General features: G+C 40.9%; 9 protein-coding genes. 1 reads left to right on the forward strand and 8 read right to left on the reverse strand.

Annotation, left to right across the window (positions count from 1 at the left end; all coding sequences use genetic code 11):
* Position 1 precedes the first annotated feature (1 nt).
* Complete coding sequence (locus J4861_RS04810; protein ID WP_211816007.1) at positions 2-877, reverse strand: nucleoside phosphorylase; 876 nt, start codon at positions 875-877, stop codon at positions 2-4.
* A gap of 445 nt (positions 878-1,322) precedes the next feature.
* Between J4861_RS04810 and J4861_RS04815 the strand changes: the two genes are divergently transcribed.
* The gene (locus tag J4861_RS04815) at positions 1,323-2,363 is read left to right on the forward strand and encodes an asparaginase (RefSeq protein ID WP_211816008.1); all 1,041 of its coding nucleotides are present in this window, start codon (positions 1,323-1,325) and stop codon (positions 2,361-2,363) included.
* A gap of 118 nt (positions 2,364-2,481) precedes the next feature.
* Here the strand turns inward: J4861_RS04815 and J4861_RS04820 are convergent, their stop codons facing one another.
* The 7 genes from J4861_RS04820 to J4861_RS04850 all read right to left on the reverse strand — a co-directional run bounded on the left by J4861_RS04820 (position 2,482) and on the right by J4861_RS04850 (position 11,724).
* Complete coding sequence (locus J4861_RS04820) at positions 2,482-3,399, reverse strand: dihydrodipicolinate synthase family protein (RefSeq protein ID WP_044046045.1); 918 nt, start codon at positions 3,397-3,399, stop codon at positions 2,482-2,484.
* Positions 3,400-3,497: 98 nt separating this feature from the next.
* Positions 3,498-4,724 (reverse strand): MFS transporter, encoded by a 1,227-nt coding sequence (locus J4861_RS04825; protein WP_211816009.1) that lies wholly within the window; start codon positions 4,722-4,724, stop codon positions 3,498-3,500.
* 120 nt (positions 4,725-4,844) lie between these two features.
* Positions 4,845-5,942, reverse strand: a complete 1,098-nt coding sequence (locus J4861_RS04830; RefSeq protein ID WP_487247510.1) for a cyclically-permuted mutarotase family protein — start codon at positions 5,940-5,942, stop codon at positions 4,845-4,847.
* A gap of 287 nt (positions 5,943-6,229) precedes the next feature.
* Positions 6,230-6,562 (reverse strand): cupin domain-containing protein, encoded by a 333-nt coding sequence (locus J4861_RS04835; RefSeq protein WP_211816010.1) that lies wholly within the window; start codon positions 6,560-6,562, stop codon positions 6,230-6,232.
* A gap of 158 nt (positions 6,563-6,720) precedes the next feature.
* A complete protein-coding gene (locus tag J4861_RS04840) occupies positions 6,721-9,981 on the reverse strand; it encodes a TonB-dependent receptor (protein ID WP_211816011.1) in 3,261 nt (1,086 codons plus the stop codon).
* 381 nt (positions 9,982-10,362) lie between these two features.
* A complete protein-coding gene (locus J4861_RS04845; RefSeq protein ID WP_211816012.1) occupies positions 10,363-11,097 on the reverse strand; it encodes an RsmE family RNA methyltransferase in 735 nt (244 codons plus the stop codon).
* Positions 11,098-11,175: 78 nt separating this feature from the next.
* A complete protein-coding gene (locus tag J4861_RS04850) occupies positions 11,176-11,724 on the reverse strand; it encodes a bifunctional nuclease domain-containing protein (RefSeq protein WP_211816013.1) in 549 nt (182 codons plus the stop codon).
* Positions 11,725-11,727 lie beyond the last annotated feature (3 nt).

Raw genomic sequence — 11,727 nt, forward strand, 5'->3', positions numbered from 1 at the left:
CCTATATTCTCTCCAACACCTTCTCTATCAAGCCGTCGATAATATTCTTATAGCTTGCATTTGCTTCTTTTGCAAGGCGGTTGGCAATAACCATACAAACCGTTACAGCCTTATGCCCCATAAGCGTTGCAAGACCAGCAAGAGCCGATGACTCCATCTCGAAGTTAGTTACCTGCATACCATTATAAGAGAAGTTTTCTATCTTCTCATTCAGTTTAGGGTCCTGCAATGGCAAACGAAGTTCACGTCCCTGTGGTCCGAAGAATCCTCCACAAGCAATCGTAACACCACGTACCATATCATCAGCAGCGATAGTGTCAAGCAAATCCTTGTCAGCACAAGCCACGTATGGATTTCCCAACTGCGAATCCCATTCAACCTGCTTCTTGAATTCCGCTTCAAACTCAAGGTCAGAAGCCTGATTACGACCTGCATAGAAGTTTAACAAACCATCGAAACCAATACTCTTGGCAGATGCAATGTAAGTACCAACAGGAGTGTAAGGCTGCAATCCTCCACAAGTACCGATTCGTACAAGTGTCAACTGGCGCAACTGCTCATTCTCTGTACGTGTCTTGAAATCTATGTTAGCAAGCGCATCCAATTCGTTTAAAACGATATCAATATTGTCACAGCCAATACCTGTACTCAAAACCGTAATTCTCTTTCCCTTGAAAGTACCTGTGATAGCACAGAACTCACGATTAGAAACCTCACATTCTTTATTCTCAAAGTGTGAAGCAACGAGTGCCACGCGACCAGGGTCACCAACAAGTATAACCTTATCTGCAAGATTCTCTGGCTTCAAGTGTAAGTGGAAGATACTTCCATCCTCATTTATAATCAGTTCTGAAGGGGCAAAATATTTCTTCTCCATAGTCGAAAGATGATTTGGTAATATTGTGATTGATCATGTTTAAAAAACAAAGGTAAGCATAAAAGAAGAGATAACCAAAGGTTGTAAAGGAAAAAACATATCAGAATGAAGCCTCACAAAAGGGCGAATAACATAGTTTCCGCACCAAAAAGGGAGATATATAACATCGTTATTAAGCATCAGCACCATTAGTGCGGAGCGTCAGCACCATTGGTGCGGAGCATTAACACCATTGGTGCTTACCTACAAAACAAGGCTTAACAAGCCACAATATAACAAAAGAAAACGATAAGATAAAGGGCATTACCATATGAAACAAGCCACTAACAACTAACATATAAGATATTTGCTTACCATACAGCATTATATAGAAAATTATCTTTTAAAATTACGATAGGAATTAAATGTTTTTCTTATCTTTGCAAAAATAACAAACTAATGCACGATGAACAGAACCAACAAAGTATTACTTATTTATACAGGCGGCACCATTGGTATGGGACATAACCAACGGACAGGCGCATTGGAGCCATTAGACTTCAATCATCTTGTTGAGAACGTTCCTGAGTTTAAACTAATCCCTACGGAGGTTGATACCTATCAGTTCGACCCTCCTATCGACTCTTCTGACATGTCGCCAGTGCGATGGAAGCAGTTGGTGAAAGTTATTTCAGACCGATATGATGAGTATGATGGTTTTGTTGTTTTGCATGGTACAGATACGATGTCTTATACAGCCTCTGTCTTGTCATTTATGTTTGAGAACCTTACAAAACCAATCATCCTTACAGGTTCACAACTTCCAATAGGTCAGCTGCGTACAGACGGTAAGGAAAACCTCATGACAAGTCTTGAATTAGCATCTGCTCATCACTTAGATGGCACGCCAATGGTACCAGAAGTTTGTATCTACTTTAGCGGTCATCTCCTACGTGGCAACCGCTCAACTAAGCAGAACGCAGACGAATTCAATGCGTTTGACACCTTTAACTATCCTCATCTTTGTGAGGCTGGCGTCAACTTCAACTTTAATGAACACAATATCCTAAAGCCAGACTTTGCAAAACCAATGGTGCCACACTTCGAGTTGGATAACAATGTGATTATCTTTTCTCTCTTCCCTGGTATTGAGGAGCATTTGATTCATCACATGTTTGATGCGCCAGAGTTGAGAAGTATTGTCATGCGTTCATACGGAAGTGGAAACGCTCCACAGCAACCTTGGCTTATGAACATACTTCGTAAGGTTTCAGAACGTGACGTTATTGTGGTTAATATCAGTCAGTGTATTAGCGGACAGGTTGAGATGAATCGTTACGATACGGGGTATCAACTTAAGGATACTGGCGTTATTAGTGGTTATGATAGTACGGTTGAAGCTGCTGTAACAAAGTTGATGTATCTGCAAGCTAAATACAACGACACAGAAACAATTCGCAAATATATGAACCAGTCGATTGCAGGTGAAATCACTATCTATAATTGATAGACTACTGCGAACGGCTTGATAAAAAACAAAACAGCCCAATATTTCCCACTCTTCCTACAAATCAATAAGCATTGAAAGGAAGAATAAAAGGAAATATTGGGCTGAATTATGTTTGTTAGAACTTATTGCAACGCTCGAAGAAACCGATTTCTTCAAGTTCTTTCTTCATGCGTGCCTCTTCTTCATCTGTCATATTCTGGAAAGGAACACGGTTAGGACCAAGGTCAAAACCCATCAACTTCATGATGCGCTTACCACCAACGATATTGCCACGGAAGTGACAAATGACGTTGATAACCTCTTGTGAGAAGTTTTGTTTCTCACGTGCTGTTTCGATATCACCCTTGTTCCATGCCTCGATGATACCTGTCAGCTCACGACCATTATAGTTGGTTGTACCGCCAATACCACCCTTTGCACCGCCTTGAGCCAAACTTGGGAGAATCGTTTCGTCCTGTCCATGCAGCATATCAAACTTACCATCCTTGTAAAGACGGCACTGGTTGTACTCGTAAAGACTCTCAAAGGTGTACTTGATACCTGCGAAGTTAGGGATACGACCATCGACAGCTTTCAAGAGTTCGAGCATAGATAAGAATGCACCATTAAATGCTGGGATGTGATAGTAGTAGAAAGGAAGTGAGGGAGCTGCGGCTGCAATCGTCTCACAATACTTCACTAACTCCTCGATACGACCAATCTTTGGGAATGGAGGAGCCATAGCTCCGATACCCCATGCACCAATCTTCTCTGCATGTTCTGCCAAACGTACGCTCTCACGCAAGCAACAACTACCCACGTGTACAATAACCTTGAAGCCCTCTGGTGCAGCCTGCATCCAGCGTTCTGCCAACTGCATACGCTCCTCAGTTGTGAGCATATAGCCCTCACCAGATGAACCATTGATAAACACTCCCTTCAAACCGTTCTTCTGCAACATGGCTGCATAAGCCTCAATAGGCTCAAGATTGACATCGCCATTAGCATAGAATGGCGTAAACGGTGCGTCAATTAATCCAATAATCTTTTCCATAAACATTGTTGCCCTCCACCTTTAATCCTCTAAAAGGGGGTTGTATGCGTGGGAAAGGCGATTATATATGATAATAATAAGCAATTATAAGCGATTCGTTACTCCATATTGTCGGTTGTTGGTTTCAAGCAAGAGAGCTGCAAAACCAAAGCTAATACAACAATACCTCCCAAGATAGCAAAGCCATTACCAAGGTTACCACCATCAGTCCACTTGCCTAATACCTGTGTAACAGCAGCACCAGCGAAGACTCCAGTCATGTTCATAATACCATAAGCAGTACTACGATACTTTGAAGAAATGAACTGACAGAGGATTGGCATATTGTTAGCATCAAACATACCATAACCAATACCAAAGCATAAACCTGCTCCGACGACAGACACAAGACTATGACCAAAGCCCAATAACATAAGGGCTGGAACGGTAAGACCAAGTCCAATGGCACTAGTATAGACACGTCCTCGCAAGTTACGCTGTACCCAACGGTCAGAAATAACACCTCCCATGATAACGCCAATGAATGATGATACGGCGATAGTTATCGTTGACATTGGTCCTGCACTTGACATTGGAATATCCAAACTATTAGCAAATAGCGTTGGCAACCAGTTCTTTGTTGCCCAACCTGGGAGACTTGGCACGGCAAAATAGAAGAGTATTACCCAGAAAGCCCACGTCGAGAAGACAATAGACAAGCCACGGAAAGGGTTCTTACTTGACTTAGTCTCACCTTGTAAAACCGCTTTCTGTCCATGCTTAGGATTCTCTTTCAAGAATAAAAGTAATACAAGTGAATAAACAATACCGATAATACCAAACCAATGAAAGGCAGCATGCCATGAGAACATCGCTGCCAACGTTGCACCAAAACCTCCAACAGCCTGACCAACATAAAGTCCTGTCATGTGAATACCTATCGCTAATGAGCGTGATTTTCCCTCATGCCAATCAGCAATGAGCGACAAAGCTGCAGGAATATAAAGTGCTTCGCTAATGCCCATAAAGGCACGGAGCCAATAAAGTTGGTCGAAACTCTCAGCATAACCCATAAGATAAGTCACAGCAGACCATACAAAGATGCTACCAACAACAAGCCACTTACGATTAACTCGGTCGGCAATAATACCTGCGAATGGACTTACAATACCATAAATCCACAAGAAAACAGCCATCAATGCACCAAAAGCCTCTGCGTGATTTAGTTCTGCAATATCGACTTTCATAGCTTCCTGCATCGTCGACAACATCTGTCGATCCATATAATTCAGTAAGGCTACAAACCAAAGGAGGGCAACAAGTACCCAAGGATAGTATTTTTTCATAAAAGATTACAGCCCTCCCCGCATATCAATCATCTTACATAAGTAAGCAATGAATGTCATAGAGAACAACGGGCGATTAATAAATTACTTAAATTAGAAGCTTAATTTCTCCAATAGATATTAGCGTTTCGGGTACTTTACTATCTTATTACTACGCACTCTCGGCTTCAACTCGCCACCAATGACGTACAAACCATGATCTGTCTGTGCCAAGGATGCACCAGCACGTGCCGTTTCTGAACTCTTATAAAGAACTTTCCAGCCATCTTTGTTATAGTATAAAGTGTATGGATTAAAGCGATACCACTCAATAGGATGACTCAAATAATCTGGTTGAGGATGATTGACAGCAGAGAGAAAAACATCTTTGTTTACGCCTCCCATTACTAAAAGCTGGTCTTTAGTTAGGTTTATACCTGTACCACCTCCAACGAATAGAGGCTCTCCTTGGTCGTCTTTCGGACCTTCAACCAACTCCCACTCATCAGTCGTCTCGTCATATACACAACCATTCAACGACAACTTTGCTTCCTCACCATTTGCTGCAGGAGCGAAACCACCGAAAAGACAGAAACGATTATCACCCATACACCCTGCCACTGGCTGCACACGTACCATACCGGGGAAAGGCTTTATGTCCTTCCATCCTGCTGAGATGTTATCTAAATCAAGGCGCAAAATACGATTAGAAGCCTTACCATCCATTGCTCCTCCTGCTATATAGAGATGTTTACCGACCAAAGCACCAGCCATATTATCCACTGAGCAAGGCATAGAAGGGAGAGGAGAAACTTCAGCTTTACCATCAACAAGAGTTACACGATAAACTTTTCCATAGCTTCCGTCGTTATTCATTCCGCCTACAACAATCATACTGTTGTCGCAAGTCACAGTAACACCATAAGCCAAAGGTTCAGGCAAGTGACCAACCAACTTCCAATTCAGTTGATTTCCATTGCCAGTTTTGGTAGCATAAATCCCACTGTAATAAACCTTCTTACTATCAGGAGCCAACGTATTTACCGGAAAGTTACAACCACCAGCCATAACAAGTTGGTCATCAATTCTACCTGCATAACAAGCAGAAACGCCATGTTCGATTCCTACTTCATCCGTAGGAAAACCACGCATCACCATTAAGCTATCGGCATCAGAGGCGTTTGCACCCAATCCCGTCAATAAAGTTATCGTTGTCATTATTAGGTTTTTAATTCTCATCGTTTTAGGTTGAAATATCGCTTGGGTTACCCCCATCTTACTATAATACAACTATACAACAGTATTTACGTACGTATAATGTAAAATTCCATGCCGTAATCATTTTGCCTACTAACCACAAGTAGCCTACATTTCCCTTACTATTTAATTGAAAACGACCGAGATAGCTGAGGCAATATGATAGTATAAAAACAAATTCTTTTCATGAAAAGAAAGAATTATTATCATGAAAAGAAATCTTTTTCATCACGAAAATAAATATTTTTTTTCATGAAAAGAATTCGCTCTTATCTCAAAGTTGGTACGAGAGCAAGGTAAACGACATCATGGTCTGTACAGTTTTCAAACCAATGGAAGTGCCCTTCTGGACAATAATGTAACTGTCCTACCCTTGCAACTTCCGTTGTATCGTCATAATGAACAGTCAGTTCACCACTAATAACATACATCACCTCAAAAGAGCCAACATGCTGATGCTTTCCACTATTTGCACCAGGACGCAAGGTTGAGTACATGATACGTGCCTGATCATCTACAAAAGCACGCACATCCAATTTTCCTTCACCGCCTTTAAAGCCTTCAATATGCTCTTCGGTAATCTTGTCAAAATCAATAATCATAATGTATGGTTTTTAAATCTTATATGAAGATAGTGCAAATGGATGCTATGAACGATTGCTCACAGATTACCGAATGCAGTCTATCAAGCACAAAGGTAACAAAAAAAGCAGAGACCCCAACAAGAGTCTCTGCTTTTTATATAGTTTTATCTTACATCTTAGAATGTGTAACGCAAGCCAAGCTGACCACGCCAACGGCTGTAGTAGTCGTTATAGTTACGTGTTGCATAACCACCAGTGAACTGGTAACGACCATTTCTCTGGTAGTTAACTGGACTATAATAAACACCGAAACCATCACCATAAGTATGACCCCAGTTCTTATTCAGCATGTTACCAGCATTGATGATATCGAAGCTCAACTCAAGAGAATTAATCTGACCACCTACCTTAAAGCTATACTTCTGTGCGAAGTGAACATCGAAGTGATGTTCGAAAGCGAGGTTATCAGCATAACGCTTGTAGTATTCACCACGGTGATTCTTCATGTAAGAGTCATTGCCAATCCAATGCTTCATCATTGCACGCTGCATATCAGCAGTCAACTTAGGTGCAGTGAAGTTATCACCAAAGACTGCTTTGGTAAGTGCATTAGCAGAGAAGTTAGTCTCTTCAAACTGCATCTTATCAATCTGAGCATCTGTTGGGATAAAGAAGAGGTCGTTACCATTTGCGCCATCTTCGTTAACATCACCATAATAATAGATACTATATGGAGAGCCACTCTTAGCCTGATAGATAAGACCTACGGTAGTCTGCCACTGCTTCTGTGCACCATAGTTTATGTGATAGTAAGCAGAAGCCTGAATACGATGAGGAATATTGTAAGCAGAATAGCCCAACTCTGGGTCGTTAGGGTTACGATAAGTATAATTATATCTCCAGTTACTCTCAGCAACAGATGAGCTACCATTATTAACACTCATAGCCTTTGTCCAAGTATAACTTGCCATCAAGTCAAGTCCAAAGTCGAAATGCTTCTCAGCCTTCAAGCTCAAGTTCATTGTATAACCCTTTGAAGTATTGCTGAGTTTATAAACATTTGTATAAGGACTTCCAGCAGTTACCTTAGAGAAAAGTGGACGATTGTCTTCTACTGGAGCACCTGCACTACCATAGACTTCACCGAAGGTCTTACCAGTCTGCTCGTAAGCAAGATTCTCATAAAGGATATCATTCAATGTCTTTGAGTAGATAGCCTCAGCTGTCCAGTTGATTCCAAGAACATTGAAGTCAAAGCCGAGGTTGAAACGAAGGTTCTGTGCATACTTGAAGTTACGATCGTAAACATTGATAGTCTGACTTCCTAATGCCTTCAACTTATTAGCATTTGCCTCCTGTCCATTAGGGTCAAGCAACAAATCCAAGCCAGTTGGAGAATTAACATTAAATGATGAAACCTGAATACCAGTATTAGCATAGTTGTTGCTAATCCAAACGAAAGGTATACGACCAGTGAACACACCAGCACCACCACGGAGAATAAATCTGCGATCTTTCTTGATATCCCAACGGAAACCTACACGTGGGCTAAAAAGAGGACTACTTGCCAAACGCTGATTAGTCTTAACATTCCATCCCTTTGTCTCTGCATACTGAGCAAATGGCTCATTTGCTGTAGGGGTATCCATGATAATTGGAATATCCATACGCAAACCATAAGTCAATTGGAAGTTTGTGGTTGCATCCCACTTATCCTGTGCATAGAAACTCAACTGAGCCGCACCAAATGAAGATTCCCAACGTGGGTTACCTGTTACGTCAACATTTGCATGACCATAACGATACAAGTTGATATATGACTTCTTTGGATCGATAGTTCCATTAACATAATCATTGTAGTAGCTTACGAAAGAATCATAGTTCTTGAAGGTATAACTACCAAAGAGATCCTGAAGGAAGAGGTTGGTAAACTTATACAATTCGTTGTGAGTACCGAATGTAAAGGTGTGATTACCCTTATACCAAGTCAAGTTATCTTCCAATGTATAGATGTCCTGATCCAAGCGGTTAGCCATAGAAGAACGGTCAATACCTAAGTTTACTGCGCCACCACCGACGTTATTGATAGTAACATTAGGATATTCACCAGAGATAGCACGATTATCTCTTACACGTACATAGCTTGCACGAGCCTCATTAGCAACAGATGGAGAGATACGACTCTGCAACTCTGCAATGAATGAATTGGTAGTACTTTCAAATGGGAAAGCATAGCTACTACCATTAACAGCTGTTCGTGAACCTGCATTATTCAACTGAACTGCATCAACAAGACTCCAACGAAGAGAGGCTTTATTGGTCTCATTAATATTCCAGTCGAGCTTCAAACCCACCTTATTACTCTTTGTATAAATATCACTGTTAGAAAGTGCTGTTGGGAAGTTTACACCTTGACGCTTAGCAATATCAGCAATCTTAACCAAGATATCATTTGCCTTTGCTGCATCAACAGCTGACTGCTCAGAGCCTAAAGTATAAAGGTTTGGATAGGTTTTGTTGGTTTTTTCATAGTTTGCAAAGAAGAATAACTTATCTTTGATAATCGGACCACCTAAAGTTACACCAATATTATATTCTTGCTGCTTGTTGAACTTTGGCGCATAACCACCATCTGCGAGAGGATACTTTGATCCAACTAAGTTCTGATTGTTACCAAAGCCATAAACACTACCGTGGAAATTATTGGTACCACTCTTTGTAATAGCATTGATAGCACCACCAGTAAAACCACCTTGACGAACGTCGAAAGGAGCAACATTTACCTGAATCTGCTCAATGGTCTCCATTGATACAGGCTGTGCACCAGCTCTACCACCATTCGTTCCGTCACCAGAAAGACCAAACACGTCGTTGTTGGCAGCACCGTCAATCATGAAAGAGTTATAACGGTTACTGGTACCTGCAAAAGACATTGCACCGCTATTTGTTGTTGTCAACTGTGGATTAAGTCGAGCAACATCGGCAATACCGTGCGTGATACTTGGCATATCAGCAATCTGCTTAGAGTTGATACTCTGTGCAGCACCTGTCTTGGTTGCGTTGACACCTGCACTACCCTTTACAACAACCTCTTGAAGTTCCTTGGTGTCATCTTGAAGAGAACAAGAGAGATCTTCCGTCTCACCCAGACGAAGTGTTACATTATCAAAAGTCTTTGTCTTCTGACCAATGTAAGCTACGGTCACCTTGTAAGGACCACCGACGCGCATACCCTGAATAGTGTAACGACCATCGATGTTCGTCACAGCACGGTAAACAGTTCCTGAAGGTTGGTGGGTCGCTGTAATGGTAGCACCAATAACATCTTCACCCTGAGATACAACCTTACCGCTGATTCCAGAAGTTGTAACCTGTGCCATGACAGTAGTTGTCATTGCAAGCAACAACGTAATCAAGAAAAGTAATCTTTTCTGCATAGTTTAGCTAAAAAATTTAATATAAATAATAACGTTATTTAAATGTATGCTGCAAAATTAAGCATTTTTTTTGATACAAACACGGGAGAACAATGAAAAAAAATAATTCTATTGCACTCGATAAACTTTTTCTCATATAACTTAATTATTAGTGTCCTATTACCTATTATTTGTCTTGTTGCATTCCAACTAATGTCCATAAAGGACGATTCTATCCATTATTTGCTGTCGTATTGATGCTCCGCACATCATGTGCGGAGGCTTAGCACACATTGTGCGAAGGCTTAACACCATTGGTGCGGAATATGATAATTACAATTACACATATCTATTTTTAGAAGTCTTCACCATCTATTCAAACTTTATACACACAAAAACAGCTTACACTCTACGTGCAAGCTGCGACATCATAACGGCACTAAGTCCTGCGGTCTCTGTGCGTAAACGGCTGTTACCCAATGTAACACTCTCAAAACCATGCTCCAAAGCAAAACGTACTTCATCAATAGAGAAATCGCCTTCTGGACCTACCAATACGGTAATATCCTTTGCAGAAGAAGGCTGTTCTCCCTGTGAGATAGCGGTAAAGAAGTCTGCGCGTGGAATCTCTGGATAACAATGACAAATAAACTTCCGCCCATTGTTGGAACAATTTTCTATGAAACGACGAAAAGGTGTCATCGGATTTACAACAGGTTTCCAGCCCTTACGACTTTGCTTTACAGCAGAAATGACAATCTTTTCTATACGATCAACACGCAATGTCTTACGCTCAGAGAACTTACAATCTAAGAAGCTGATTTCGTCAAAGCCTACTTCAGTAGCCTTTTCTGTCATCCATTCTATGCGCCCCATGTCTTTTGTTGGAGCAATAGCAAGATGAATCTTTCCACGCCAAACAGGTTCTTGTTTCAGCGTTTCTTTAATAGTATAAAGGCACTTCTTTGATGATACCAGTGCTACTTCCGCTTTATAAAAGCAGCCTTCACCATCCATAAGGAACATTTCGTCGCCTTCCTTCAACCGAAGTACACGTATTGCATGAACTGCTTCCTCAGCAGGCAACTCCGTTTCTACGGCTGCATTAGGGACAAAAAAATATCTTACTTCTTTCATTCTCTGGTTTTATAACATCGTCTTCTTTAAAAAGAATGTTCTATATAGTAATTCGGTATTCTTGATTAGCTTTCGTAATCAAGGTTCCTTTGCCCTATTCTTCATTTCATCTCTAAGCATAGAAGCAAGTTCATAATTCTCATCTTCTATAGCTTTCTCCAAGGCATGATGTAACATCTCAAAGTTTAAAGCATTTAAAGGTAATGCCATCTTGTTCTGACTTACACTGCTATCAACACTCTGACGCTTGAATAAATGCTCTTCCATAAAGATGTTCAACTTTGCCACATGTGCCAATAATATTGCATCAGAAGCACGTATAGGGGTAAGTGTTAAGTCATCTTTATTTACCAAAAGAGCCTTATATTGTCCATCAATAATAGAATTAAAGAGTATCTCATAGTGCTCACTTTTCATCATTGGATTCACACTACAAAGCACTTCTGGCAACAACCTTTCTGTAACAGACTTCTCACCTGTTCGCAAGCCAAGTTCATACTCCATATGTTTATCACACACAATAGCAATCTGCCTTGTGTGTGTAAGATCAGACAGAACGAGGAGCCCTAACTCTGGACCTCCTACTATCTGTGAGACACCTTCATATATAAGTTGAACTTTACTCATTAA

Origin of the sequence: Prevotella melaninogenica (assembly GCF_018127925.1) — a bacterium.
GTDB lineage: Bacteria > Bacteroidota > Bacteroidia > Bacteroidales > Bacteroidaceae > Prevotella > Prevotella melaninogenica_C.

Bases quoted from the DNA above. Each gene is read 5' to 3' on its own strand.
- J4861_RS04810 (WP_211816007.1), bottom strand. From the start codon at position 877: ATGGAGAAGAAATATTTTGCCCCTTCAGAACTGATTATAAATGAGGAT.
- J4861_RS04815 (WP_211816008.1), top strand. From the start codon at position 1,323: ATGAACAGAACCAACAAAGTATTACTTATTTATACAGGCGGCACCATT.
- J4861_RS04820 (WP_044046045.1), bottom strand. From the start codon at position 3,399: ATGGAAAAGATTATTGGATTAATTGACGCACCGTTTACGCCATTCTAT.
- J4861_RS04825 (WP_211816009.1), bottom strand. From the start codon at position 4,724: ATGAAAAAATACTATCCTTGGGTACTTGTTGCCCTCCTTTGGTTTGTA.
- J4861_RS04830 (WP_487247510.1), bottom strand. From the start codon at position 5,942: ATGAGAATTAAAAACCTAATAATGACAACGATAACTTTATTGACGGGA.
- J4861_RS04835 (WP_211816010.1), bottom strand. From the start codon at position 6,562: ATGATTATTGATTTTGACAAGATTACCGAAGAGCATATTGAAGGCTTT.
- J4861_RS04840 (WP_211816011.1), bottom strand. From the start codon at position 9,981: ATGCAGAAAAGATTACTTTTCTTGATTACGTTGTTGCTTGCAATGACA.
- J4861_RS04845 (WP_211816012.1), bottom strand. From the start codon at position 11,097: ATGAAAGAAGTAAGATATTTTTTTGTCCCTAATGCAGCCGTAGAAACG.
- J4861_RS04850 (WP_211816013.1), bottom strand. From the start codon at position 11,724: ATGAGTAAAGTTCAACTTATATATGAAGGTGTCTCACAGATAGTAGGA.